The organism is Kutzneria sp. NPDC051319, from assembly GCF_040682195.1.
Taxonomy (GTDB): Bacteria; Actinomycetota; Actinomycetes; order Mycobacteriales; family Pseudonocardiaceae; genus Kutzneria.
This window is the reverse complement of sequence record NZ_JBFBAM010000030.1, coordinates 1-25,787: the sequence shown is the minus strand read 5'-3', so window position 1 is coordinate 25,787 and position 25,787 is coordinate 1. Positions and strand designations below refer to the sequence as shown.

The following is a 25,787-nucleotide window of genomic DNA, read 5'->3' as shown; positions in this document are numbered from 1 at the left end:
CGGTGTCAAGGGGCAGACTGGCCGCGTGCGCGACTTCGATGTGCTGGTGCTGGGGTCCGGCCCCGGCGGACAGAAGGCCGCCATCGCGACGGCCAAGCTGGGCAAGAGGGCCGCGGTCGTGGAGCGGCGGGACATGGTGGGCGGGGTGTGCATCCAGACCGGCACGATCCCGTCCAAGACACTGCGGGAGGCGGTCCTCTACCTGACCGGACTCAACCAGCGCGAGATGTACGGCGCGAGCTACCAGGTCAAGGAGGACATCACCGTCTCCGACCTGCTGGCCCGCACCAACCACGTGATCGGCCGCGAGGTGGAGGTGATCCGCAGCCAGCTCACCCGCAACCACGTGGCGATGCTGCCGGGCATGGGGCACTTCGTGGACGAGCACACCGTCGAGGTGGTCGACGGCAGCGGCCGCGAGCTCACGGTCACCGCCGACAAGATCGTGATCGCCACCGGCACCGCGCCGGCCCGGCCGGCCACAGTGGAGTTCGACGGCAAGACCATCATCGACTCCGACGGCATCCTGGCCCTGGAGCGGGTGCCGCAGTCGATGATCGTGGTCGGCGCCGGCGTGATCGGCATCGAGTACGCGTCCATGTTCGCGGCCCTTGGCACCAAGGTCACCGTCGTCGAGCAGCGCGAGCGGATGCTGGAGTTCTGCGACGGCGAGGTCGTCGAGGCGCTCAAGTACCACCTGCGGGACCTGGCCGTCACCTTCCGCTTCCGCGAGACGGTGGCCGCGGTCGAGCGGCACGAGCGCGGCGCCATCGCCGTGCTGGAGAGCGGCAAGAAGATCCCGGCCGAGGTGGTCATGTACTCGGCCGGCCGGCAGGGCATGACCGAGGTGCTCCAGCTGGACAAGGCCGGGCTGCAGGCCGACAAGCGCGGCCGGATCGAGGTCGACGAGTACTTCCGCACCTCGGTGCCGCACATCTACGCGGTCGGCGACGTGATCGGCTTCCCCGCGCTGGCCGCGACCTCGATGGAGCAGGGCCGGCTGGCGGCGTACCACGCGTGCGGCGAGACCGTGCAGGCCATGTCCACGCTGCAGCCGATCGGGATCTACACCATTCCGGAGATCAGCTTCATCGGACGCACCGAGGACCAGCTGACCAACGAGCGCATCCCGTTCGAGATCGGCGTGTCCCGGTACCGGGAGCTGGCCCGCGGCCAGATCATCGGCGACTCCTACGGCGTGCTGAAGCTGTTGGTGTCGCCGGAGGACCGGTCCATCCTCGGGGTGCACGTGTTCGGCACCGGCGCCACCGAGCTGATCCACATCGGACAGGCCGTGATGGGCTGCGGCGGCACCGTCGACTACCTCGTCGACGCCGTCTTCAACTACCCCACCCTGGCCGAGTCCTACAAGGTCGCCGCCCTGGACGCCATGAACAAGATCCGCCAGATCGAACGCCTGTCGCAGTGAGCCGTGATCGCTACGTGAGTGGCTCATTTTCGCTCCAGGGGCACCTGAGCCACTCAGGTGCCCCGAAAATGCGAAATGAGCCACTCACGTAGCGAAGGGGGTTACCTCACTTCACCGAGTCGTTGTAGTCCTTGATGGGCTGGGTGAGGGAGGCGGCGGCGTCGGTGAGGGCCTGCTTGGGGTCCTTGCCCTGGAGCACCGCGGCCTGCATGGCGTTCTCGGCGGCCTTGCGCACCTGGGGCATCACGCCGAACAGGCAGCCCTGGGTCGCGGTGGTCAGCTTGGTGTTCTGCAGCTGCGTGATGGCCGTCTGGAACTGCGGCTTGGACGCCACCCACTGCTTGTCCACGTCGGTGTCCAGCGCGGCCTTGCTGACCGGGAAGTAGCCGGTCGAGGTGTGCCAGGTGGCCTGCGAGTCCTTGCTCTCCAGGAACTTCACGAACTCCCAGGACGCCCGCTTGTGGGCGTCGTCCTTGCCCTTGCCGACGATCCACAGCGAGGCGCCGCCGATGATCGGGCCGCCCGCGTCGGAGGCGTTGATCTTCGGGTAGAAGCCGGTGCCGACCTGGAAGCCGGCCTTGGTGAAGTCGCCCAGCGAGCCGGTGGACTCCAGCGTGATGGCGTCCTTGCCGGCGACGAAGGCGGAGTCGCCGTTCTTGGTGTCGCTGTCCAGCTTCAGCGCCAGGCCCTGGTCGACCATGGACTTCCACCAGGTCAGCAGCTTCACGTTGTTGTCCGTCGCGAAGTTGGCGGCGGTGGCGCGGCCGTTGCGGCCGTTGTCCGGGTTGCAGTACGAGGCGTTGGCCACCGCGGTCCACTGCTCAAGGAACCAGCCGTAGAGCGAGGCGCCGAAGCCGTACTGGGTGGTGTTGCCGCTGCCGTCCTTGACGGTCAGCTTCTCGGCGTCGGCCTTGATCTCGTCCAGCGTGGTCGGCGGCTTGTTGGGGTCGAGGCCGGCCTTGGTGAAGGCGTCCTTGTTGATGTACAGCAGCGGCATCGAGGTGTTGAACGGCATCGAGTACAGCTTGCCGCCGATCGAGTAGTAGCCGGCGATGTTGGGCTGGATGCCGGACACGTCGTACTTGTCGACGTCGATGAACGACTGCGCCGGCACCGTGGCCTTGGAGTCGATCATGAACTGGGTGCCGACGTCGTACACCTGGAGCAGGTCGGGCAGCTCGCCGCCCTTGAGCGAGTTCTTGTACGCCGACAGCGTGTCGTCGTAGTTGTTCTTGAAGGCCAGGGTCACCTTGACCTTGCCCTGGTTGGCCGCGTTGAACTGGTCGGTGAGCTTCTTGAGCGTCTCGCCGTTGGTGCCGGTCATCGCGTGCCAGAACGTGATGTCGGTTTCGCCCTTGCCGTCCAGCGCGTTGGCGGCCGGCGCGGACAGGGCGTCGCCGCCGGCCCCGGACCCACCGGAGCTCGCGGCCGAGCTGCACGCGGTGACGGCGGTGGCGGCCGCGACGGCGACGGCCACCAGCCCCAACTTGGTTCGCACCTGGATTCTCCCTAGGTAGGTCACTTCACGGCTCCGGCGGTGAAGCCGCGGACCAGCCAGCGCTGGCCGAACAGCACGAGCAGCAGGGTCGGCAGCAGCGTGATCGTGATGCCGGCCAGCAACAGGCCGGGATCGGCGCTGTCGTTGCTGCGCAAGGCGAACACCGCGGTCTGCAGGGTGTTCAGCGAGTTGTTGGTCGACGAGATGATCAGGGGCCAGAAGTACATGTTCCAGCCCTGTAGGAAAGACCAGACGGCCAGCGCGGCGATGGCCGGCCGGCAGCCCGGAAGCAGGATCGTGAACAGGAAGCGGAAGTGCCCGCAGCCGTCGATGGTGGCGGCGTCGCGCAGCTCGCCCGGGAACTGCCGAAAGGCCTGCCGCAGCAGGAACACGCCGAACCCGTTGGCCAGGAACGGCAGCACCAGCGCGAACCGGCTGTCGCCGATGCCGAGGCTGCGCACGAACAGCGCGTTGGGCACCACGATCGCCTCGTACGGAACCATGATCGTGGCCATGAACAGCCAGAACAGCGGGGTCCGCAGCGGCGTGCGCAGGAACACCAGCGCGTACGCGGCCAGGCACGAGGTCGCCAGGTGCGCGATCATGATCACCAGGCCCACGAACAGCGAGTTGCCGAACGCCGGCAGCAGCGGCACCACGGTCTGCCGCAGCGCGCCGAGATAGCTGTCCACCGTGTAGTGCCCGAGCAGGTTGGGCGGCTGGCGCAGCAGGTCGATCGACGGCAGGAAGCCGCCGAGCACCGTCAGCAGGATCGGGAACAGCAGCACGACCGCCGCCACGATCAGCCAGACATAGGTCAGCGTGCTGGTGACACGCCCCGGACTGTTCAACCGGCTCACCGGTAGTGCACCCGCCTCTCGATGACGCCGAACTGCACGACGGCCAGCAGCACGCCGACGACCAGCAGGACAAGGCCCTGCGCGCTGGCCAGGCCGTAGTTGCTGTTGTTGTTGTGGAAGGCCTGGTTGAAGATCGAGTAGACCAGCGTGCTGGTCGCCCCGTTGGGCCCGCCGTCGGTCATCACCTGCGGCTGGCCCAGGCTCTGCAGGGCGGTCAGCGTGGTCGTGACGATCACGAAGAACAGGCTCGGCGAGATCATCGGCAGCACGATGCCGGTGAAGTGGCGGACGCCCGAGGCGCCGTCGATGCGGGCCGCCTCCAGCACCTGCTCGTCCAGGCCGGCCAGACCGGCGGCGAGCACCAGCAGGTTGAAGCCGGACACCATCCACACGGTCACGCCCGCGACCGTGACCAGCGCCCAGCCCGAGTCGGTGGTCCAGCCCGGCGCGGTCACGCCGATCAGCTGGAGCAGCCAGTTCACCGGGGACATGGCCGGATTGAGCATGAGCAGCCACACCACCGACGCCGCCGAGGCGGAGTAGGCGAACGGCAGCGTGAACAGGGTGCGGAAGACCCGCATGCCCGGCAGTCGCTGGCTCAGCGGCACGGCCAGCGCCATCGGCAGCACCACGCCGGCGACCACCACCATCAGGGTGAAGCCGGCCGTGCGGCCCAGCACCGCGCCGAAGTCGGGCGTGAACAGCTCCTCGAAGTGCTGGAGGCCGACGAAGCGGGTGGGGTTGCCGAGGATGTCGCTGCCCATGGTGGCCAGGTACACCGCCTGGAACAGCGGGAAGATCACGAAGGCGCCGAGTCCGACGACCGCGGGGGCCAGGAACAGGACGGTGAGCGACACTTCCCGCGGGTTCCAGCGGCTGATGACTGAGGGTGACACGGATGCGGAGTCTGCGAGGGTCACTGGGCCGTTCGGGGGTTCTTCGGTGAACTCCGCATTGCCGACTGTCGACAGAACGTCGACGTCACGCTCGGCCGAGGGGTCATCACGGGACATGGCCGCAGGCTAGGCGACCCGGCGTGACCGTGCTCACTCCCGGCCCGCCTTGAGAGCCATCCGTTATGTCCATCACGCGGGATGGTTCTCCCATCTGAACGGATGGCCACGGTAGCGTTCCCAGCTGGACGGATCCCCAGGAAAACCACGGAGGAACGCCTGATGTTTCGCAAGGTGCTCGTCGCGAACCGCGGCGAGATCGCCATCCGAGCCTTCCGCGCCGCCTACGAGCTGGGCGCCGGCACGGTCGCGGTGTTCCCCCATGAGGACCGCAACTCGCTGCACCGGCTCAAGGCCGACGAGGCCTACGAGATCGGCGAGGCCGGGCACCCGGTGCGGGCCTACCTGTCGGTCGACGAGATCGTGGAGGCGGCCCGGAAGGCCGGCGCGGACGCCATCTACCCCGGTTACGGCTTCCTGTCCGAGAACCCGGAGCTGGCCTCGGCCTGCGCCGCGGCCGGCATCACCTTCGTCGGCCCGCCGACCGAGGTGCTGGAGCTGACCGGCAACAAGGCGCGGGCGATCGCCGCGGCCAAGGCCGCCGGCCTGCCCACGCTGAAGTCCTCCGAGCCGTCCAGCGACGTGGACGCGCTGGTCGCGGGGGCCGACGAGATCGGCTTCCCGATCTTCGTCAAGGCGGTCGCCGGCGGCGGCGGGCGCGGCATGCGGCGCGTGCTGGAGCCGGCCCAGCTGCGGGAGTCGATCGAGGCCGCCATGCGCGAGGCCGAGTCGGCCTTCGGCGACCCGACCGTGTTCCTGGAGCAGGCGGTCGTGCGGCCCCGCCACATCGAGGTGCAGATCCTGGCCGACGCCGTCGGCAACGTGATCCACCTCTACGAGCGTGACTGCTCGGTGCAGCGGCGGCACCAGAAGGTGATCGAGCTGGCCCCGGCGCCGAACCTGGACCCGCTGGTCCGGGACAAGATCTGCGCCGACGCGGTGGCCTTCGCCAAGCAGATCGGCTATCGCAACGCCGGCACCGTCGAGTTCCTGCTCGACGAGCGCGGCAACCACGTCTTCATCGAGATGAACCCGCGCATCCAGGTCGAGCACACGGTGACCGAGGAGGTCACCGACGTCGACCTGGTGCAGTCGCAGCTGCGCATCGCCTCCGGCGAGACGCTGGGCGACCTGGGCCTGAGCCAGGACGCGATCTACCTGCGCGGCGCGGCGTTGCAGTGCCGGATCACCACCGAGGACCCGGTGAACGGCTTCCGCCCGGACACCGGCGTGATCAGCGCCTACCGCTCGCCCGGCGGCTCGGGCATCCGCCTGGACGGCGGCGCGATCGGCGCCGGCAGCATGGTCGGCGCGCACTTCGACTCGATGCTGGTCAAGCTGACCTGCCGTGGCCGCACCTTCGATGCGGCGGTGGCCAGGGCCCGGCGCGCCGTGGCCGAGTTCCGCATCCGCGGCGTCTCCACCAACATCCCGTTCCTCCAGGCCGTGCTGGACGACGCGGACTTCCGCGAGGGCCGCGTGACCACGGCGTTCATCGAGGAGCGGCCGGAGCTGCTGACCGCCCGGCACTCGGCCGACCGCGGCACGAAGCTGCTGACCTACCTGGCCGACGTCACGGTGAACAAGCCCAACGGCCCCCGGCCGCAGGTGATCGACCCGTGGGCCAAGCTGCCCAAGCTGGACCTGAACGCGGAGCCGCCGGCCGGCTCCAAGCAGCGGCTGACCGAGCTGGGCCCGGAGGGCTTCGCCGCCTGGCTGCGCAACGAGTCGGGCGTGCTGGTCACCGACACCACCTTCCGTGACGCCCACCAGTCGCTGCTGGCGACCCGGGTCCGGACCAAGGACCTGCTCCAGGTCGCGCCGCACGTGGCGCGGATGACCCCGGAGCTGTTGTCGCTGGAGTGCTGGGGCGGCGCGACCTACGACGTGGCGCTGCGCTTCCTGGCCGAGGACCCGTGGGAGCGGCTGGCGGCGCTGCGCGAGTCGGTGCCGAACCTGTGTCTGCAGATGCTGCTGCGCGGCCGCAACACCGTCGGCTACACGCCGTACCCGGAGGCGGTGACCAGGGCGTTCGTCGAGGAGGCGACCAAGACCGGCATCGACATCTTCCGCATCTTCGACGCCCTCAACGACATCGAGCAGATGCGGCCGGCGATCGAGGCCGTGCGGGAGACCGGCAAGTCCATCGCCGAGGTGTCGCTGTGCTACACCGCCGACCTGTCCGACCCCGGCGAGCAGCTGTACACCCTGGACTACTACCTGAAGCTGGCCGAGCAGATCGTCGGGGCCGGCGCGCACGTGCTGGCGATCAAGGACATGGCCGGGCTGCTGCGCCCGCCGGCCGCCGCGCGGCTGGTCACGGCGCTGCGCAAGGAGTTCGACCTGCCGGTCCACCTGCACACGCACGACACCGCGGGCGGGCAGCTGGCCACCTACCTGTCGGCCATCCAGGCCGGGGTGGACGCCATCGACGGCGCGACCGCGTCGATCGCCGGCACCACCTCGCAGCCGTCGCTGTCGGCGATCGTCGCCGCCACCGACCACTCGGCCCGCACCACCGGCCTTGATCTTCAGGCCGTGTGCGACCTGGAGCCGTACTGGGAGGCCGTGCGCCGGGTGTACGCGCCGTTCGAGGCGGGCCTGCCGTCACCGACCGGCCGCGTCTACACCCACGAGATTCCCGGCGGGCAGCTGTCCAACCTGCGGCAGCAGGCCATCGCGCTGGGCCTGGGCGACCGGTTCGAGGACATCGAGGCCACCTACGCGGCGGCCGACCGCATGCTGGGCCGCCTGGTCAAGGTCACGCCGTCGTCCAAGGTCGTCGGCGACCTGGCGCTGCACCTGGTCGGCGCGGGCGTGGACCCGGCCGAGTTCGAGGCCGACCCGGGCCGCTTCGACATCCCGGACTCGGTGATCGGTTTCCTGCACGGCGAGCTGGGCGACCCGCCCGGCGGCTGGCCGGAGCCGTTCCGCACCAAGGCCCTGAGCGGCCGCACCGCGCCCCGGGTCGTCGCGGACCTCTCCGACGAGGACACCGAGGGGCTGGCCAGCAACCGGCGGGGCACGCTGAACCGCCTGCTGTTCCCGGCGCCGACCAGGGAGTTCCTCACCCACCGGGACGCATACGGCGACACCAGCGTGCTGCGCAGCAAGGACTGGCTGTACGGCCTGCGCCCGGGCGAGGAGTACTCGGTGGATCTTGGCCGCGGCGTGCGGCTGTTGATCACGCTGGAGGCCATCGGCGAGGCCGACGAGCGCGGCATGCGCACCGTGATGGCCGTCCTCAATGGACAGTTGCGGCCCATCCAGGTGCGGGACCGCTCGGTCGCCGCCGACGTGCCGGCCGCCGAGAAGGCCGACCGCGGGAACGGCAACCACGTCGCTGCGCCGTTCGCGGGTGTGGTCACCGTCTCGGTCGCCGAGGGTGACAGCGTCCAGGCGGGCCAGACCGTCGCGACGATCGAGGCGATGAAGATGGAGGCGGCGATCACCGCGCCGAAGGCCGGAGTCGTGCAGCGCCTGGCCATTTCCCGTCAGCAGCAGGTGGAAGGCGGCGATCTCCTGATCGTGCTGTCCTGACATCCTGTTATGCAGGGAAGGACGCCTTACCCGCGTTGAACGCAGGTAAGGCGTCCTTCCCTGCATCGGCGGTCTGTCCACAATGGACGCAACGGTGGCGGCACGGCGACGCTTCACCCGGTAGAGTGACGAGATGTTCCCCGTGTTGCCGTCTGGTGGCGCGATCTCCTTCGCTGGCAAGGTGTGATTCGTGCTGGAGTTGCAGTCCGTGGCCCAGCGGCAGGGCGCGGTCGTCCCGAAGTCCCCGTGGTTGCCCACCGCCTCGTTGGCGCTGGCCGACCTGGCCGGTCGAGTGCTCGGCCTCGACGTGCGCCGGGTGCAGGTGCGCGCCGGCACGTCGAAACTCGTCGGTGGCATCCACAATCGCGAAGTGCTGCTGGCCAACCGGGCGTTTCAGGCGCAGGCCTTACGGCACGCGCAAGGCCCGGTGCTGACCATCGGCGGCGACTGCGGCGTCGAGACCGTGCCGCTCGGCTTCGCCCGCAAGCGGTTCGGGCCGGCGCTGGGCGTGCTGTGGTTCGACGCACACGGTGACCTCAACACTCCGGCCACCTCGCCTTCCGGCGCGTACCACGGCATGGCCTTACGCCACGCCTTCGGCGAGGGCGACCGCGACTTCGTGCTCGACGCCCCGGTCGTGTCCCGGCGGGTCGTGCTGGCCGGCGCGCGGGCGCTGGACCCCGGCGAGCAGGCCATGATCGATCGAGGCCTGGTCCGCCACGTGCCGATCGAACGCGACTACGACGCCTCCTGGGTGGTGGACGCGGTGATCGCCTCCCGCGCCCCGCAGTTCTATCTGCACATCGATCTCGACGTGCTGGACCCCAGCGAGTTCGCCGACGTCACCTGCCCCGTGCCCGGCGGCCTGCTGATCAGCGAGCTGGTGGACGCCATCCGCGCCGTCGCCGCGATCCGCCCGATCATCGGGGCCGGCATCACCGAGTGCGCCACCGACAACCCGGACCGGTTACAGGCGCTGGTGCCCGTCCTGCGGGCCGTCGGCGCCGCCCTCCACGCCCACTCCACCGCCCTGCCGGCTCAGCCGACCCCGTCCCTGCCCCACGCCGTGCGGTGATTTCCCGGCCACGTGAGTGGCTCATTTGCCCCTGGGCCGCACCTGAGCCACTCGCGTGCGGTTGACCCGCTCCGGCCGTGACTCCCGTTGATCTATTGTCCTGCACGTGACGGCCCCGAGATTCGACATCACTGCCGCGCACCCGGAATTCCTCCGGTTGCGCTCGGTGGCCGGCGCCGGCGACTGGGCGGGCATCGACCAGTTCTTCGCGTCCCTGCCCGATGACAACGCGGCCGCCGAGGCCACGTGGATCGTGGCCGACATCGCCGAGGTCGAGGAGTTCCTGCGGCGGGTGCCGCCGTCCCGGCTCAGCCGGCTGCTGCTGGCCTGCCGGCACATCGCCCAGGCCTGGGAGATCCGCTCCAGCAAGCGGTCCCAGCACGTCTCCAGCCAGCAGTTCGCCGGCATGCACGAGGCGCTGCGGGCGGCCGAGGCGATCCTGATCGACCTCACCGCGGCCGATCCCACGGACACCGTGGCGTGGCTGAAACGGATCACCATGGGTATGGGACTCGAATTCGGCCAGAGCGAGGCCCGGCGACGTTACGACCGGTTGGCCCGAAGCAATCCGCATTTGTTTCCGGCGCAAACCGCCCTGGTGCAACAACTCTGCCCGAAATGGGGCGGTTCCTGGGAATCGCTGCACCAGTTCGCGCGGGAATGCCTCGACGCCGCCCCGCCCGGGTCGCTGAGCGGGACGGTGGTCGGCTACGCCCATCTCGAGCACGCCATGGCGATCGGCCGGGACGGGCGGGGCGAGTACCTGGCCGGCGTCGAGGCGGAGCTCGACGAGGCGGTGCGCAAGTCCCTGCTGCATCCGGCATTCCGACCGGTTCCGGGCTGGGTGGCCGCGCACGGCGTGTTCGCCGTGCTCGCGTCCTGGGCCGGCAACCAGGCCAAGGCCGCCGTGCACTTCCGTGCGCTCGGCGACCTGGCCAGCAACTATCCGTGGGCCAGCTGCTACACCAATCCGGCCGGTGGTTTCGAGGAGCTCAGATCGGCCGCGCTCGGGGGGAACAGATGATCAGACAGACCGAGGTCGACGGCGTGCGCACGCTCGTCGTCCCCTACTCCGGGCCGATGCGGGCCGGGCTGGCGTTCCGGGTCGGCTTCGCCGACGAGCCGCTGCCACGCCGCGGCATCACGCACCTGGTCGAGCACTTGGCGCTGCACCGCCACGGGCAGGTCGACCACCACGCCAACGCCTCGACCTCGCTGACCACCACGCACTTCTTCACCAGTGGCACTCCGGCCGAGGTCGTCGCCTACCTGACCGCGGTCTGCGAGTCGCTGGCGAACCTGCCGATGGACCGGCTGCCGGTCGAGAAATCCGTGCTGCGCACCGAGGAAGCCGGGCGCGGCATCTCCTCGCTGCCGATGTGGCGGCACGGCGCGATCGGCTACGGCACCGCCGGTTATCCCGAGTGGGGCCTGGACGCGCTGGGTCCCGACGATCTCCGGCACTGGGTGGCGACGCGGTTCACGCGGGAGAACGTGGTGCTGTGGATCGCCGGCGACGTGCCGCCGGACCTGCGGCTCGGGCTGCCGTCCGGTCCGGTGAACCCGATGCCCACGCTGACCTCCGCGCTGCCGACGACGCCCGCGTTCTACGCGGAGTCCGGCGGCAATGTCGCGTTCAGCGGGCTCGTGCGCCGGGGGCCGCGGGCCGAGTTGTTCGCCGATCTGCTGGAGCGGGTGCTGTTCCGGGCGCTGCGGCACGAGGACGGCAACTCGTACTCGCCGTCGGCCGTGGCCATGGCTCTCGACACCGAGCTCACGCAGGTCATGGGCTTCGCCGACGCGCTGCCGGAGAAGCAGGCGGCGGTGCTGGGCGGATTCGTGGACGTGCTGGCCGCGCTGCGCGTCGGCCGCATTGACGAGGCGGATTTCGCCGCCGTGCGAACCAAGGCGCTGGCGGCGTTCGACCGGCCCGACGCGGAGGCCGACTTCCTGCCGCGCGCGGCCGGCGGCCTGCTCATCGGGCGCCCGTGGTCGGGTGTGACCGAGCTGCGGGAGGAGTTCGCGGCGATCACCGTTCAGGACATGCAGGCGGTCGCGCAGGAGGCGATGTCGACCGGTCTGTTGCAGGTGCCGGAAGGGTTGGCGGCCGACTGGGCCGGGTTCGCCCAGGCACCGCTGTTCTCGACGATGGCGGTCCACGGCAACAGCCACGCCTCGCGGCAGCACAAGGGGCGCAGCCTGGTCCTCGGTGGCGAAGGCGTCAGCCTGGTGACCGGCGACGGCACGGTGACGGTGATGTTCCGGGACTGCGTGGCGATGCGCTGCTGGCCCGACGGCGCGCGGCAGCTGTTCGGCGCGGACGGCTTCAATATCAGCGTCGAGCCGACGATGTACGAGATGCCGCCGACCGCGATCGGCTGGCTCGACGCGCAGGTGCGTCCCGAGGCGCGGATCCCGATGCCGGCCAGGGCCTCCGTGCCGCAGCCGACCTCGCAGCCGACGGCTCAGTCCGTGGCCGCGGTCGCCGCGCCGCGTCGGACCCGTTCCGTCATCAATCGGATCGGGATGGTGCTCTTCGGTCTCGCGGCGGCATTTTTCGTGCTGCTGGCCGTCTTCGGGACGGCGTCGCTGGCCACCGACGCCCAGTCGGACCTGGAGCCGGACGGGGTGATCATCCTGTGGGTGCTGGTCGCGGCGACGGCCGGCCCGTTCGCGCTGCTGTACTTCCGGGGACGGCGGGTGTGACCGCGGGGCGCGTCGCGGAACCGATTCCACGACGTGCCCCGTTACTCGCCCGTAGATGAAGAGTTTTCATCTATTGTCTCGCTGGTGATCAAGCCCTCGGCCCGCCCGTTCGACCAGGCGGCGGCCTTTCCGGAGCTCCTCGGGCTGCGCGAAGCGGTGCGCGCCGCCGACTGGACGGCCATCGAGCTGTTCTTCGCCGGCCTGTCCGACGTCGACATGACGGCCTTCGCCGTGAACGTGGTCGGGGGAGTCGAGGGGGCCGAGGACTTCCTGGCCACCCTGCCGCCGACGCCGCTGGCCCGCCGCTTGCACGCGTCCCGGCGCATCGCCAAGGCGTGGGAGATCCGGTCCGGCTACCGGGCCACCCATGTCAGCCGGGACCAGTTCGCGGGCATGCACGAGCAGTTGCGCGTCGCCGAACCGATCCTGATCAAGCTCACCGCGGAGGACCCGTCCGACGCGGTGGCCTGGTGCCTGCGCCTGAACACGGCGCTGGGCCTGCAAATGGGACAGAGCGAGTCCCGCCGCCGCTACGACCGGCTGGCCCGGTCCGCGCCGCACTGCTTCACCGCGCAGGGCCGGCTGCTCCAGCAGCTGTGCCCGAAATGGGGCGGCAACTGGGAAGTCTTGCACGCGTTCGGCCGGGAGTGCATGGACGCGGCGCCGCCGGGCTCGCTGAGCCCGATCGTGATGGCCGAGGCGCACCTGGAGCACTACTTCGAGCTCGAAGGCCCGGAGGCCGGCCGCTACCTGCGACAGGTCTCCGTGCAGCGGGAGATCATCGAGTCGGCCGAGAAGTCGGTGCTGCACCCGGACTTCGCCGGCGGCTACCACTGGCCCACCGCGCACGGCGTCTACGCCCTGCTGTTCGGGCGCATGGGCGACCAGGAGCGGGCCAAGGTCCACTTCACCGCCCTCGGCGAGGCGCTCAGCGAATACCCCTGGCAGAGCGCTTCCGGCACACCCGAGGCCCTCTTCCGGCGGATGCGCGACAAGGCGCTCGGCGGTGCGAAGTGATCAAGGAAACCGAGGTCTGCGGCATCAGGACCCTGGTCGCGCCGGGCAACGGGCCGCTCGTCGCGGGGCTGGTGTTCCGGGTCGGCTGCGCGGACGAGCCGCTGTCCCGGCGCGGGCTGACCCACCTGATCGAGCACCTGGCGCTGCACCGGCACGGCCTGATCGAGCACGACGCCAACGCGGCCACCGGCATCACGACCACGCACTTCTACACCAGCGGCAGCGAGCAGGCCGTGGTGACGTACCTGACCAACGTCTGCGACTCGTTGCGTGACCTGCCGCTGGAGCGGATCGCCACGGAGAAGACGATCCTGCGCACCGAGCAGGCCGGCCGCCCGCACGACAACCTGTTGGTCTGGCGCTACGGCGCGGTCGGCTTCGGCGCGGCGGGCTATCCGGAGTGGGGCCTGGAGGCCATCACCGACGAGGACGTGCGGGACTGGGCGGCGACCCGGTTCACGCGGGAAAACGCGGTGCTGTGGATCTCCGGCGAGGTGCCGGAGGGGCTGAACCTGACGCTGCCGTCCGGATCCCCGCACCCGCTGCCCGAGATCACCTCCGCCCTGCCGGCCACGCCGGCGTACTTCGCCGAGGGCGGCGGCAAGATCAGCTTCAGCGCGGTCACGGAGCGGTCGGCCCGGGCGTCGCTGTTCGCGATGGTGTTGGAGCGGGCCCTGTTCCGGGCGCTGCGCACCGAGGACGGCAACTCCTACACCATCGCCGCCGCGTACGTGCCGCGTGACGGCTCGCACGCCACCATCACCGCGATGGCCGACGCGCTGCCGGAGAAGCAGGACGCCGTCCTGGGTGGACTGATCGACGTGCTGGCCGCGTTGCAGGCCGGCCGCTTCGACGTCGACGAGCTGGAAACGGTGCGGGACAAGGCATCCACCTCGCTCGATCGGCCGGAGGCGGCGCGGGCGCTGCTGTTCACCGAGGCCATCGACATCCTCTACGGCCGGACCCGCTGCACGCTGGAGGAGTTCCGCGCCGAGCTGGCCGCCGTCACCGTCGACGATCTCGGCGAGGTGGCCGGGCAGCTGATGGACACCCTGTTGTTGCAGGTCCCCCGGGGCGGCCGGGCCGACTGGGCCGGCTTCGCCGAGGCCCCGATGTTCTCGGACAAGGCTGTCGTCGGCGAGCAGTACCCGTCGCTCCAGAACGGCGATTTCGTGCTCGTCCTCGGCCACGACGGCGTGAGTGTGACCTCCCCGCATGGCGTGCTGACCGTGAAGTACCGCGAGTGCGTGCTGATGCAGCGCTGGCCCGACGGCGCGCGGCGGCTGGTCGGCCCGGACGGGATCAGCATCAGCATCGAGCCCACCCTGTACGACATCCCCGAGCGGGCGATCACCCGTCTCGACGGCAAGATCGCCGACGAGCTGATGGTCCGGCAGCCGGCCCGCGCGGCCGACCGGATCCCGCAGCGGCCGGCCCCGGCCGCACCGCCGCCGGTGATAAAGGTCAAGACGCCGCTCAAGGCCAAGCTCGTGCTCGCCCTCGTCGCGGTCCTCTGCCCGGTGCTGGCCCTGGTGGCGACCGCGGCCCTGGTCACCAGCGACAACGTGGGACACGCCCTGCTGCACTTCGCCCTCCCGGCCTGGGGCGCGTTCGCCGCGGGCGCCGCCGCTATCCGGCTGGCCAAAGGCCTGGGCTACCTCGGCGGCGCGAAGTCCGATACGTAACCATGGACGCGTGACCAGGATCGTGGCCGGCGCGGCCGGGGGACGTCGGCTGGAGGTGCCGCCCAGCGGCACCCGCCCCACCTCGGACCGCGTGCGGGAGGCACTGTTCAGCGCCCTGGAGGCGGCCGTGGGCCTGAACGGGGCCAAAGTCCTCGACCTGTACGCCGGATCCGGCGCGCTGGGGCTGGAGGCGCTGTCGCGGGGCGCGGTGAAGGCGACCTTCGTGGAGTCCGACCGCCGCGCCGCCGACATCCTGCGCCGCAACACCAAGGCCCTCGGGCTGCCCGGCTCGGACGTGCGGCACGGCACCGTGCAGTCGGTGCTGGCCACCAAGCCGGGCGACCGGTACGACGTGATCTTCGTCGACCCGCCCTACGCCCTGGGAGACCAGGAGTTGGCCGAGGTGTTGGAGGCCCTGCGGTCGTGGGCCGCCGAGGACGCGACCCTCGTGGTGGAGCGGTCCACCCGTGGCGAGGATCCGCGCTGGCCCGAGGGCATCGAGCCGGCGCGCAGCCGTAAATACGGGGAGACCACCCTGCACTGGGCCGTGATCGCCGCCACGCGGTGATCGGCCGGCATCCCTGTTACGGTCCGCCGTATGAGGCGTGCGGTTTCCCCCGGCTCCTATGACCCGGTGACCAACGGCCACCTGGACATCGTCACCCGGGCCGCCGACGTCTTCGACGAGGTCATCGTTACGGTGATGATCAACAAGAGCAAGAAGACGATGTTCACCGTCGACGAGCGCATGGAGATGATCCGCGACGTCACCGCGCACCTGCCCAACGTGCGGGTCGACTCGTGGCACGGGCTGCTGGTGGACTACTGCCGGGCCAACGACGTCAAGGCGATCGTGAAGGGCCTGCGGGCGATCAGCGACTTCGACTACGAGCTGCAGATGGCCCAGATGAACCACCGGCTGTCCGGGGTGGAGACGCTGTTCATGCCGACCAACCCGGAGTACAGCTTCCTGTCCAGCTCGCTGGTCAAGGAGGTCGCCACCTACCACGGCGACGTCGCCCACCTGCTGCCCGAACTCGTCCACCAACGGCTGACGGCGCGGCTGGCCGAGCGGGCCTGAACGCGCAGAACTGTCAACGGCGCCCGTCGCGTCGTCACCGGCTCCGCCGGCGAGCACTTCTGCACCGGCCACCACTACGCGACGTTCTCCCTGGTCAACGTCGACCAGTGAGCCCGCGCCGGCGCCCGGTCGAAAAGATCGGGCGCCGGACACGCCCCGATCTCCCGGCGCGGCGGCGGTGGAGCGGGCAGACTGGAGACTGCCAGCCGTATAGCCGATGAGGAGTGCGACGTGTACCGGGTGTTCGAGGCCCTCGACGAACTCGTCACGATTGTCGAGGAAGCGCGCGGCGTGCCGATGACCTCCGGCTGTGTCGTGCCCCGAGGCGATCTGCTCGAGCTGCTCGACGACATCCGGGACGCCATCCCCCGCGAGCTGGACGACGCGCAGGACGTGCTCGACCACCGCGACAGCATGATCTCCAAGGCCCAGCACGAGAGCGAGAGCGGCGTCGGCAAGGCCCGCGAGGAGTCCGAGCGGATGCTGGCCGAGGCCCGCGCCGAGGCCGAGCGCATGGTGGCCGACGCCCGCGCGCACGCCGAGCGCATGGTCGCCGAGGCCGAGAACGAGGCCGAGCGGGTCGCCGCCGCCGGCCGGCACGAGTACGAGGACCTCACCGGCCGGGCCCGCGCCGAGGCCGACCGCATGGTCCAGGCCGGCCGCGCCTCCTACGAGCGCGCCGTCGAGGACGGCCGCAACGAGCAGCACCGGCTGGTCCAGCAGACCGAGGTCGTGCAGGCCGCGCACGCCGAGTCCGCGCGCGTCCTGGACGCCGCCAGCGGCGAGGCCAACCGCCTGCGCGGCGAGTGCGACGCCTACGTCGACGCCAAGCTCGCCGACTTCGAGGACCTGCTGGCCCACACCCTGCGCACCGTCGGCAAGGGCCGGGCCAGCCTGCGGGCCCCCATGTCCAGCACCGCCTCCTCGGCGGCCCCGTTCGACTACGCCCGGGATTGACCGAACGCGGCCCCCGACCTGGAGTCGCGAGGCCGCGCCGGCGCCTGGAGCGGTGGGCGGATTTCGCCCGCCGCCACCCGACGTGCCCCGCCACCCGAGCCGACGCGGCGGGCTAAAGTCGGCAAGCGAAGGCGCTGGGTTCGAGCGGCCTCACCCCGCGCGGAACGCGCGGCATAGGCACTGACCAGGCGATTTTCCTTCTGGCCCTCTTCTTGAGTACTCTTGACCGGCTGGCCACGGTAAGTCACCCCACCAGCGACACAACCACCATGCCTAAGCAACGATCACACGCGCGCACCCAGCAGATGGCCGGCCCATGGGTTATCGACACCAGGGACATCGGCCGCCGACCCGGCTCCAGCCGCAGCTACCACCGAGTGGCTCCGGCACCGGGTGGTTTCGGCTACCCGGACGTCATCGGGGTCGAGGTGGGCAGTGAGGTCGTGTTGGATCTGCTGGTCGAGTCGGTAGTGGAGGGTGTGCTCGCCACCGGGACCGCCACGGCGGAGACGGTCGGGGAGTGCTCGCGGTGTCTTGATCCGTTGTCCGGCACGGTCGAGGTCCGCTTCACCGAGCTGTTCGCCTATCCGGACAGCGCGACCGAGGCGACCACGGACGAAGACGAGATCTCACGGCTCGTCGACGATCTGTTCGACCTGGAGCCGGTGGTGCGCGACGCGGTCGTGCTCGCGCTGCCGCAGGTTCCGCTGTGCTCGCCGGACTGTCGTGGACTGTGCGCCGAGTGCGGCGTCAAGTGGGCCGACCTGGGCCCCGACCACGCGCATGAGACGATTGATCCTCGCTGGGCTGCTCTGCAGGAGAAGTTCGGCGGGACCGAGGAGGAGAGCTAGTCGTGGCCGTCCCGAAGCGGAAGATGTCCCGCTCCAACACCCGTACGCGCCGTGCCCAGTGGAAGGCCGTCGCCCCGAACCTGGTGGCCTGCTCCAACCGCGCCTGCCGCCAGCCCAAGCTGTCGCACATCGCGTGCCCGGCCTGCGGCCAGTACGACGGCCGCCAGGTCGTCCAGCCGGCCTGACCGCCACCTCCCGGCGAGAAGGCTGAGCGCGGTGGGAGGTAAGGGATCACGGGGCCCGGCGCCAGATCGGGCCCTGCTACTTGAGGCACTGGGTGTCGAGTTGGACCCCGAGCTTCTTGTGTTGGCCCTCACTCACAGGTCCTACGCGTACGAGAACGGCGGCCTGCCGCCGAACGAGCGTCTCGAGTTCCTCGGAGACGCCGTCCTCGGACTCGTGGTGACGGACCACCTCTATCGCAGACACCCCGACCTGCCCGAAGGGCAGTTGGCGAAGCTGCGAGCGAGCGTGGTGAACATGATGGCGCTGGCCGGCGTCGCTCGTGACCTCAGCGACGGTGGCCTCGGTGCGCACCTGCTGTTGGGGCGCGGCGAGGAGCTGACCGGTGGCCGGGACAAGGCGAGCATCCTCGCCGACGGTCTCGAAGCCATGATCGGCGCCGTCTACCTTGCCCATGGCATCGACGTTGCCCGGGGCCTTGTGCACCGGTTGTTCGACCCGCTGCTGGAGGCCGCGCCGCTCAAGGGCGCGGGACTGGACTGGAAGACCAGCCTCCAGGAGCTGACCGCCGCCCACGGACTCGGCGTGCCCGAGTACCGGGTGGACGACGAGGGACCCGATCACCGCAAGGAGTTCACCGCCACCGTCTATGTCGGCGGGCGGGGACTGGGTTCCGGCGGCGGCCGAACGAAGAAGGAAGCCGAGCAGAAGGCGGCCGAGGCCGCTTACACCACGCTCAAGGCGGAAGGGCCGCGCGCGCAGGACGCGACCGGCTGATCTGTCGAAGTGGTGCCCGGAAGGGGGCATTCCAGGCGTCTCACGCCAGGAATGCCCCCTTCTGGGTTCTCCTGGGAAGGATGGACATGCCGGAGTTGCCCGAGGTCGAGGTCGTGCGCCGAGGCCTGGACGCCCATGTCACCGGCCGGCGCGTCACCGCCGTCGAGGTGCTCAACCTGCGGGCCGTCCGCCGGCACGTGCCCGGGCCCGTCGACTTCGCCGACCGCCTCGCCGGCCGCTCGATCGTCGCCGCCGGCCGCCGGGGCAAGTACCTGTGGCTGGAGCTCGACGACTCCGAGGCGATCATCGCCCACCTCGGCATGAGCGGTCAGATGCTCGTCCAGCCCGAGGACGCCGTCGACGAGAAGCACCTCCGGGTCCGGCTCCGCTTCGACGACGGCGGCCCCGAGCTCCGCTTCGTCGACCAGCGCACCTTCGGCGGCCTGGCCCTGGCCGACCTCGTCGAGGTCGACGGCGCCTCCCTGCCCGCCCCCGTCGCGCACATCGCCCGTGACCCCATGGATCCCGCTTTCGACCCCGACGCCGCCGTCGCCGCCCTGCGGCGCAAGCGCACCGGCGTCAAGCGCGCCCTGCTCGACCAGACCCTCGTGTCCGGTGTCGGCAACATCTACGCCGACGAGTCCCTGTGGCGCACCAAGCTGCACTGGGCCCGCCCCACCGACAAGCTCACCCGCCCCCAGGCCGCCGCCCTGCTCTCGGCCGCCACCGACGTCATGACCGAGGCCCTCGCCGCCGGCGGCACCTCCTTCGACGCCTTGTACGTCAACGTCAACGGCCAGTCCGGCTACTTCGACCGCGCCCTCGCCGTCTACGGCCAGGAGGGCCGCGCCTGCCGCCGCTGCGGCAGCGTCATCCGCCGCGACCCCTTCATGAACCGCTCCTCCTACTCCTGCCCGAAATGCCAGCCAATGCCCAAGAATCCGCGTATCTAAATGGCGCCGCCTCCGGCAACCGGGCGAAGCACCGGCGGGGCCTCGCGACTCTGCCGCCGGTGGCCGCACCACGAGCTACCCGCGATCGGCCAGCCAGCCGTCGAAGTCCGCCGGGGTGCGGACGCCGTTGTCGAGGACGGCGGAGTAGATGGTGTAGCTGCGCACCGTCTTGCCGTAGGCGGGATTGTCGGCCCAGGCGTGCTTGATGGCCAGGATGGCGCGGCGGGTCTCGGGGGTCAGGCGGGGTGGCAGCGTCTTGACGTGGTCGAGGTCGGGCATGCGTGACGGCTCGTCGACGAACCAGATGTCGAAGTTCCAGCGCTGTCCCTCGGCGGAGCCGTAGCCGAGGCCGAGGTAGAGGCCGTCCGGGTACTGCTCGGGCTCGACGTTCCAGTGGCCGGTGTCGTTGCGGAACTGGACCTTCCAGATCCGCTCGTGCCGGGCGATCTCGGCCCCGAGCCGGGCGACGGCCCCGGTGTCCAGCTTGGGGCAGGCCACGGTGATGTCGACGTCCCGCTTGACCATGAGGCCCAGCACCGAGCTGCCGGTGTGCACCGGGTCGCCGAACTCGGCCAGCAGGGCGTCGATGTTCAGGTCGGTGCACACGGCGTGCGCCTCGATCTGGAGCTTTTCCTGCTGTACGAACAAGTCCTCGGTCATGCCTGCAGTCTTGCAGCACACCGCGCCGCCCGTGGCCGAAATAGGCCGTGGCGCCGGTGGATCACCGGTGCTAATTTCGGCGCCAGGTCATGAGTGCCAGCGTTCAGCCCCGGCTTGCTGGCCGGCAACCCCGGCGTTCGCGGGCGGGGTGCTCCGGGTGAGGACCGGGCTCGGCGCACCGGCGTCGGGCAAGCCGCGAAGCGACGGAGCTGCTCATGCCCGCTGACCAAAACACTGTCCTGCAAGGGGAAACTCCGCTGTTCCGTCCCGCCGGGGCCGCCGATGCCGGCCAGGTGGCGCAGCTCCACGCCGACAGCTGGCGCCGGTTCTACCGTGGCGCCTACGCCGACGCATACCTCGACGGCGACGTCATGGCTGATCGCCGCGCCGTGTGGACGACCCGACTGGCTTCGCCCACCAACAGCGAGACCGTGCTCGCCGAGCACGACCACCGCTTGGTGGGCTTCATCCACGTCGTCTTCGACGCCGATCCCCAGTGGGGCAGCCTCGTCGACAACCTCCACGTCCGCCACGACCAGCGCCGCGCCGGCCTCGGCACCCAACTCCTGACCCGTGCGGCCGAAGCCGTGGTCGACCGGGCATCCGGCAAGGCCATGTATCTGTGGGTGCTCCAGCAGAACACCGCCGCCCAGCACTTCTACGTCGCTCGCGGCGGCACCTGCGTCGAGACGCTCCCGGCGCCGCCCGGCGACAACCCATGGCGCCTCAACGGCCCTCCCACCCTGCGCATGGCCTGGCCGAACGCCTCCCGCCTGCTCGAAGAAAGCCCCTGACACGCAGCCGCCGTGGACCCCCTGGATCCACGGCGGCATGGGTGATGCGTCAGGAGATGCCGATGGAGCTGGCGCGGTTGTTCCAGCCGTCGCCGATGGTGCGGAGGTCGGGGGCCTGGTCGATCCAGACGGAGTGCGGGTTGCCGTAGTTGAGCGGGTCGTGCAGGTGGACGTCGCAGTGGTTGTACGTGTGCACCGAGCTGGCCTTGTTGCTGGCCGGCCCGAGGTCGGCGAGGCCGTACTCACCGTCGTAGCCGGCGGTGCAGGCCTTGGGCACGTAGTAGTCCCAGGACGTGCCGGTGTAGTTGTAGCCGTCGTAGAGCCGCACGGCGAGGACGGAGGCGGCGGGCACGGCGGCGAGCTGCTTGGCCTGGGACTCGCCGGCGCCGCAGGCGGTGGTGTGCGTCTGAAGGTTGACGGCGCAGGACTGAGCGGCGGCCGGGGCGGCGGAGGCGGGCACGGCGGCGGCGAACAGGGCGCCGATGGCGGCCAGGGACGCGACGCCGACGGCGGCGGACCGCCGGGAGATGGTGGACATGAATTCCCCTCGTAGACAGCTGGTGTGCTGACCACCGGTGTAGCGAGGACGGGTTGTCCGGCGCCGGGGATCCGGCGCCGGACATCAACGTCCGGACAACGCCGGATGTGAGGAGTCCTCCCGTGCCGGCATCTCCGACTTGCGTAGTAGTGCGCATTGCGTAATAGTGGGCACAGCGCATCACCGGGAGGATCGGTTGGACACCAGCCAGCTGCTCAAGGGCGTCCTTGACCTCGCGGTCCTGGCCATGCTCCGGGAGGAGGACGGCTACGGTTACGACGTGCTGCGCAGGCTGCGGCAGAGCGGCCTGGACGAGGTGGCCGACGCGTCCGTGTACGGCACGCTGCGCCGGCTGTACAAGGCCGACCTGCTCACCTCCTACGTCGTGCCCAGCGAGGAGGGACCGCACCGCAAGTACTACCGCGTCAGCGAGTCGGGACGCGTTCGACTGGAGGAGTCGTGCAGGACGTGGCGGACGTTCGCGAAGACGATGGATCAACTACTGAGCGCTTCCTGACGCGGATGCGGGCTGCCCTGTCCGACCTGCCGCCGGCCGAGGTGGACGAGCTGCTGGAGGACACCGAGGAGCACGTCCGCGAGCTGGCCCGCGAACACGGGGAGGACCAGCTGGAGCTGCGGCTGGGCAACCCGGAGGCGTACGCGGCGGAGCTGCGCTCGGCGGCCGGCTACCCGCCGCCGCCCGAGCCGGAGCAGCCGACGCAGCAGCTGACGGCCGAACGCGGCGACGGCGTCGAGGTGCTGGGGCTGGCCGGCCTGACGGTCATGACGGCCAGCGCGATGCTGCTGGCCGGCGCGGTGATCGTCGGCGCCTACCGCGCCCAGGTGCTGGTGCCGCTGTTCGCGCTGTCGGGGCTGATCGGCCTGGCCATCTCGCTGCCGCTGCTGATCCGCGGCCCGGGCGGCATGCGCGCGGTCGCCGAGCTGCCGGCCGTCCGGGCGCTGCTGGAGTTCCGCGAGCCGGACGAGTCCACGGTCTCGGGCAAGGTGCTGGCCTACGTCTACAGCCTGCAGCCGGCCTGGTGGCTGGTGCGGGTGCTGCCGGTGGTCATGCTGACCCGCGCCGGCCTCGTGGGCCTGGTCATCCTGGGCGTGCCGGCGGCGGTGATCTCGATCCTGGTCGGCCATTACAGCCGGGTCGACCGCCGCCTGCTGTGGCTGGTGGTGCCGGCCAACGCCCTGGTCGCCGCGCTCCTGCTGACCTACTTCACCATCTACCTCTGATCGCCGCGCTGGCCGGACAGCCGGTCCAGCAGCGGCACGACGGCCAGCACCTGGGCGGCCTCCTCGGGGGTGAGCTCGGCCAGCCGGGCGTCGATGAACTCGGCGTCGCCGTGGGTCACGGAGATGATCGTCTCCCGGCCGGTCTCGGTCAGCATGACCTGGATGGCCCGGCCGTCGGACGGGTCGGGCTCGCGGGCCACCAGGCCCATCGCCTCCAGGTGGCTGACCATGGTGGTCGCGGTGGGCTGCGAGCACGGCACCTGCGCGGCCAGCTCGCCGACCCGCATCGGCCCGGCCTGCAACAGCTGGTTCAGCACGATCAGCTGCGTCGGATACAGACCCGCCGGCGCGGCCTGGCGGATGGTGCGCAGCAGCCGGTGCAGTGAGATCAGCAGGTGGAGCGACTGCTGCTGGCCGACCTGGTGATCGGTGGTCACGGCAGCCTCCACGAACCGGTCACAACGGATGGCCAGGATATCCCCGCGGCCATGGACCCGGTCCGCCAAGTGCGCGAATGAGGGGACGATGGCCCACCCAACCCCCCGGCGGGTGGACCATCAGCCTTCCCCTCCACCCCCGTCACCCAGCGTGCCTTTTCGGGCATTGTCACGGCATCCGCGCGATGGCGTAGGCGGTGGCGTAGCCGGGGGCGTTTTAGGGTTGGTCCATGGCGGGAGGATCGCTACCAACCGAGATCAGCTCGTTCGTCGGGCGGCGTGACGATCTCGCGGCGATGCGCCGGCTGCTGACCTCGGCGCACCTGCTGACGGTGACCGGTGTCGGCGGCGTCGGCAAGACCCGCGTCAGCCTACGGCTCGCGCACGAGCTGCGGCGGTCTTTCGCGGACGGCGCCTGGTGGGCCGATCTGTCCACGCTCAACCGCAATGCCGACGCGCAGCAGGTGTGCGAGACGATCGCCAAGGGCCTCGGCGTCCACGACCACTCCACCCGCACCACGCTGGAGGTGCTGGTCGATCACGTCCGGAACCGGCGGCTGCTGCTGGTGCTGGACAACTGCGAGCACCTCGTCGACACGGTCGGTGACGTCGTGCGGGCGATGCTGTCGGTGGCGCCGGAGCTGCGGGTGATCGCCACCAGCCGGCAGCCGCTGGGCATCGCCGGCGAGCACGTCGTCGAGCTGCGCCCGCTCGCGGCCGAGGCGGTCAACCTGCTGATGGACCGCGTGCAGGCGGCAATGCCCGACTTCACGCCGTCGACCGGCGATCGGGACACGGCGCTGCGGCTGTGCCAGCGGCTGGAGGGCCTGCCGCTGGCCATCGAGCTCGCGGCGGCGCAGTTGCGGTCGATCGGCATGGCCACCCTGCTGGAACGCCTGGACGACCGGTTCAAGCTGCTCAACGGCCTGGCGGCCGCCCTGGACTGGAGTTATCAGCTCTGCACGGAACACCAGCGGCTGCTGTGGGCCCGGCTGTCGGTGTTCGCCGGCGACCTCGACCTGGCCGCCGCCGAGCAGGTGTGCGCCGACGACCGCCTGCCCCGCGAGGACGTCCTCGCCGCGCTGGCCGGCCTGGCCGAGCAGTCGTTGCTGACGAGCGAGCACCGCGGCGGCCGGGTGCGGTACCGGATGCTGGAGACCATTCGCGAGTACGGAACGCAGCGCCTGGACGACCCGGAGAGGGTGCGCCAACGCCACCGTGACTACTTCCAGCGGCTCGCCCACGACGCCGCCACCAGCTGGTTCGGCCCGGACGAACTGCGTTGGCTGGAACGCATCCGCGCCGAGCTGCCCAACGTGCTGGCATCGATGGACTGGAGCCTGCGCACGCCCGGCGAATCGTCGGCCGCGCTGGACATGGCCGTCTCCCTGCTGCGGTCGCACTGCTGGTACGTGGTCGGCGGTCTGGCCGAGGGCCTGCGCTGGCTGCGGATCTCGCTGGCCAGCGGCGAGCCGCAGCCGACGCCGCTGCGGGCCATCGGGCTGGCGTGGGCGTCGATGACCGCGGTGTTCCTGGGCGATCCGACGCTGTCGACCGAGCTGATCCCCGACACGGGCGACGACATCGCCGACGCGACCACGTTGCAGGCCAAGGGAATCCGGGCCTGGATCGTGGAGGCCGACAACGCCGCGGTGGTGCGGAACCTGACGCGGGCTCGCGACCTGTTCGAGCGGGCCGGCGCGGACGGCGACGTGTTCGCGGCGGACATGTGGCTGGCCTACAACAGCGGCGACGGCAACGCCGAGGCCAACTGCCGTGAGCTGGTGGCCAGGGCCGAGCGCCTCCAGGCCGACTACTCGCTGGCCAATGCCACCTGGGCGTTCGGCGCGCACTTCGTCCGCCGGGATCCGGAGCGGGCTATCACGCTGATCGAGGAGGCGCTGCGGCGGTTCCAGGCGATCGACGACATGTGGGGCTGCGGCTGGACGATGGAGACGCTGTCGTGGGCCTGCGCCGCCGCCGGCCACCACGACCGGGCCGCCCTGCTCATGGGCGCCTCGGCCAAGCTGTGGTCGGACATCGGGCTGCGCCTGTACGAGCCGGGGCCGTTCGCCATGGGGCACGAGGCGGCGGCCGGCCTGCTCAGGACGGCGTTGGGCGAGCGGACCTTCGAGGCGGCGATGGCCGAGGGCGCGGCGATCGGCTTCGCCCGGGCGGTGGCGATCGGGGCCCGGGCCGGCCGGCCGATGCGGTCGGTGGCGCCGCCGTCGTCCGAGCTGACGGCGCGCGAACGCGAGGTGGCGGAGCTGGTCGCGGCGGGGCTGACCAATCCTCAGATCGCGGCGAAACTGTTCGTGGGCGCGCGAACCGTGCAGACGCACCTGCGCAGCATCATGAACAAGCTCGGCGTCAACAACCGCACCCAGGTCGCCGCGCACATCACTCAGCACGGCGCCTGAACGTTGACGCCCGACCACACCGAGTCACGGTTCTGATGCAGGGAAGGACGCCTTACCTGCGTTGAACGCAG

24 protein-coding genes, 1 pseudogene and 1 riboswitch are annotated in these 25,787 nt (G+C 70.6%); of the genes and pseudogenes, 19 read left to right on the top strand and 6 right to left on the bottom strand.

Going from position 1 to position 25,787, the window contains the following annotated elements; genetic code table 11:
* Positions 1-25: 25 nt before the first annotated feature.
* Positions 26-1,429, top strand: a complete 1,404-nt coding sequence (sthA, locus tag AB0M73_RS26990) for a Si-specific NAD(P)(+) transhydrogenase (protein WP_363895726.1) — start codon at positions 26-28, stop codon at positions 1,427-1,429.
* A 106-nt stretch (positions 1,430-1,535) separates the two neighbouring features.
* Here sthA and AB0M73_RS26985 read toward each other — a convergent pair whose 3' ends face one another.
* Genes AB0M73_RS26985 through AB0M73_RS26975 form a run of 3 tightly spaced genes read right to left on the bottom strand, consistent with a single transcriptional unit; the run spans position 1,536 to position 4,683 of the window.
* Positions 1,536-2,927 carry an ABC transporter substrate-binding protein gene (locus AB0M73_RS26985; RefSeq protein WP_363895723.1) on the bottom strand — a complete coding sequence of 464 codons (1,392 nt, stop codon included), beginning with the start codon at positions 2,925-2,927 and terminating at the stop codon, positions 1,536-1,538.
* Between the two features lie 20 nt (positions 2,928-2,947).
* Positions 2,948-3,787 (bottom strand): carbohydrate ABC transporter permease, encoded by an 840-nt coding sequence (locus AB0M73_RS26980; RefSeq protein WP_043722743.1) that lies wholly within the window; start codon positions 3,785-3,787, stop codon positions 2,948-2,950.
* A complete protein-coding gene (locus tag AB0M73_RS26975; RefSeq protein ID WP_363895720.1) occupies positions 3,784-4,683 on the bottom strand; it encodes a sugar ABC transporter permease in 900 nt (299 codons plus the stop codon). The genes AB0M73_RS26980 and AB0M73_RS26975 overlap by 4 nt, the downstream gene beginning before the upstream one ends.
* A gap of 279 nt (positions 4,684-4,962) precedes the next feature.
* Here AB0M73_RS26975 and AB0M73_RS26970 point away from each other — a divergent pair, with 279 nt between their 5' ends.
* The 14 genes and pseudogenes from AB0M73_RS26970 to mutM all read left to right on the top strand — a co-directional run bounded on the left by AB0M73_RS26970 (position 4,963) and on the right by mutM (position 19,625).
* Entirely contained in the window at positions 4,963-8,340 is a 3,378-nt protein-coding gene (locus tag AB0M73_RS26970) for a pyruvate carboxylase (protein ID WP_363895717.1), read from the top strand.
* A gap of 190 nt (positions 8,341-8,530) precedes the next feature.
* On the top strand, positions 8,531-9,415 hold the full coding sequence (locus tag AB0M73_RS26965) for an arginase family protein (protein WP_363895714.1): 885 nt from the start codon (positions 8,531-8,533) through the stop codon (positions 9,413-9,415).
* A gap of 106 nt (positions 9,416-9,521) precedes the next feature.
* Positions 9,522-10,439 carry a hypothetical protein gene (locus AB0M73_RS26960; protein WP_363895711.1) on the top strand — a complete coding sequence of 306 codons (918 nt, stop codon included), beginning with the start codon at positions 9,522-9,524 and terminating at the stop codon, positions 10,437-10,439.
* Complete coding sequence (locus AB0M73_RS26955) at positions 10,436-12,121, top strand: hypothetical protein (RefSeq protein ID WP_363895708.1); 1,686 nt, start codon at positions 10,436-10,438, stop codon at positions 12,119-12,121. Before AB0M73_RS26960 ends, AB0M73_RS26955 begins: the two co-directional genes overlap by 4 nt.
* A gap of 84 nt (positions 12,122-12,205) precedes the next feature.
* Positions 12,206-13,138: a hypothetical protein gene (locus AB0M73_RS26950; protein ID WP_363895706.1), complete on the top strand. Its 933-nt coding sequence runs from the start codon at positions 12,206-12,208 to the stop codon at positions 13,136-13,138.
* Positions 13,135-14,823, top strand: coding sequence for a hypothetical protein (locus AB0M73_RS26945; RefSeq protein ID WP_363895704.1), 1,689 nt, complete (start codon positions 13,135-13,137; stop codon positions 14,821-14,823). The genes AB0M73_RS26950 and AB0M73_RS26945 overlap by 4 nt, the downstream gene beginning before the upstream one ends.
* 10 nt (positions 14,824-14,833) lie before the next feature.
* Complete coding sequence (rsmD, locus tag AB0M73_RS26940) at positions 14,834-15,391, top strand: 16S rRNA (guanine(966)-N(2))-methyltransferase RsmD (RefSeq protein ID WP_363895701.1); 558 nt, start codon at positions 14,834-14,836, stop codon at positions 15,389-15,391.
* 30 nt (positions 15,392-15,421) lie between these two features.
* On the top strand, positions 15,422-15,904 hold the full coding sequence (coaD, locus tag AB0M73_RS26935; protein ID WP_363895698.1) for a pantetheine-phosphate adenylyltransferase: 483 nt from the start codon (positions 15,422-15,424) through the stop codon (positions 15,902-15,904).
* Positions 15,905-15,928: 24 nt separating this feature from the next.
* Positions 15,929-16,015, top strand: a pseudogene (locus AB0M73_RS26930) (ribonuclease); the annotation flags it as partial.
* A 120-nt stretch (positions 16,016-16,135) separates the two neighbouring features.
* Positions 16,136-16,861, top strand: coding sequence for a DivIVA domain-containing protein (locus tag AB0M73_RS26925; protein ID WP_363895695.1), 726 nt, complete (start codon positions 16,136-16,138; stop codon positions 16,859-16,861).
* 269 nt (positions 16,862-17,130) lie between these two features.
* Positions 17,131-17,712, top strand: a complete 582-nt coding sequence (locus tag AB0M73_RS26920; RefSeq protein ID WP_043722756.1) for a DUF177 domain-containing protein — start codon at positions 17,131-17,133, stop codon at positions 17,710-17,712.
* Between the two features lie 2 nt (positions 17,713-17,714).
* Positions 17,715-17,897 carry a 50S ribosomal protein L32 gene (rpmF, locus tag AB0M73_RS26915; protein ID WP_043722758.1) on the top strand — a complete coding sequence of 61 codons (183 nt, stop codon included), beginning with the start codon at positions 17,715-17,717 and terminating at the stop codon, positions 17,895-17,897.
* A 31-nt stretch (positions 17,898-17,928) separates the two neighbouring features.
* Positions 17,929-18,672: a ribonuclease III gene (rnc, locus tag AB0M73_RS26910; protein ID WP_052395720.1), complete on the top strand. Its 744-nt coding sequence runs from the start codon at positions 17,929-17,931 to the stop codon at positions 18,670-18,672.
* Positions 18,673-18,758: 86 nt separating this feature from the next.
* Positions 18,759-19,625: a bifunctional DNA-formamidopyrimidine glycosylase/DNA-(apurinic or apyrimidinic site) lyase gene (gene mutM, locus AB0M73_RS26905; protein ID WP_363895689.1), complete on the top strand. Its 867-nt coding sequence runs from the start codon at positions 18,759-18,761 to the stop codon at positions 19,623-19,625.
* A 75-nt stretch (positions 19,626-19,700) separates the two neighbouring features.
* On the opposite strand, the gene AB0M73_RS26900 is transcribed toward mutM, so the two are convergent.
* Positions 19,701-20,285 carry a hypothetical protein gene (locus AB0M73_RS26900; protein WP_363895686.1) on the bottom strand — a complete coding sequence of 195 codons (585 nt, stop codon included), beginning with the start codon at positions 20,283-20,285 and terminating at the stop codon, positions 19,701-19,703.
* Positions 20,286-20,370: 85 nt separating this feature from the next.
* Positions 20,371-20,486: riboswitch (SAM riboswitch) on the top strand.
* A 14-nt stretch (positions 20,487-20,500) separates the two neighbouring features.
* Between AB0M73_RS26900 and AB0M73_RS26895 the strand changes: the two genes are divergently transcribed.
* Complete coding sequence (locus tag AB0M73_RS26895; protein WP_363895683.1) at positions 20,501-21,079, top strand: GNAT family N-acetyltransferase; 579 nt, start codon at positions 20,501-20,503, stop codon at positions 21,077-21,079.
* Positions 21,080-21,128: 49 nt separating this feature from the next.
* Here AB0M73_RS26895 and AB0M73_RS26890 read toward each other — a convergent pair whose 3' ends face one another.
* On the bottom strand, positions 21,129-21,617 hold the full coding sequence (locus AB0M73_RS26890) for a hypothetical protein (RefSeq protein ID WP_363895680.1): 489 nt from the start codon (positions 21,615-21,617) through the stop codon (positions 21,129-21,131).
* Positions 21,618-21,813: 196 nt separating this feature from the next.
* On the opposite strand from AB0M73_RS26890, the gene AB0M73_RS26885 reads away from it, so the two are divergent.
* Together AB0M73_RS26885 and AB0M73_RS26880 are read left to right on the top strand one after the other, a co-directional pair.
* A complete protein-coding gene (locus tag AB0M73_RS26885) occupies positions 21,814-22,134 on the top strand; it encodes a PadR family transcriptional regulator (RefSeq protein WP_363895677.1) in 321 nt (106 codons plus the stop codon).
* A 5-nt stretch (positions 22,135-22,139) separates the two neighbouring features.
* Entirely contained in the window at positions 22,140-22,859 is a 720-nt protein-coding gene (locus AB0M73_RS26880; protein ID WP_363895674.1) for a hypothetical protein, read from the top strand.
* Here the strand turns inward: AB0M73_RS26880 and AB0M73_RS26875 are convergent.
* Positions 22,850-23,296, bottom strand: a complete 447-nt coding sequence (locus tag AB0M73_RS26875) for a MarR family transcriptional regulator (RefSeq protein WP_363895672.1) — start codon at positions 23,294-23,296, stop codon at positions 22,850-22,852. The genes AB0M73_RS26880 and AB0M73_RS26875 overlap by 10 nt on opposite strands.
* A gap of 230 nt (positions 23,297-23,526) precedes the next feature.
* Between AB0M73_RS26875 and AB0M73_RS26870 the strand changes: the two genes are divergently transcribed.
* Positions 23,527-25,716, top strand: a complete 2,190-nt coding sequence (locus AB0M73_RS26870) for a LuxR C-terminal-related transcriptional regulator (RefSeq protein WP_363895669.1) — start codon at positions 23,527-23,529, stop codon at positions 25,714-25,716.
* Positions 25,717-25,787 lie beyond the last annotated feature (71 nt).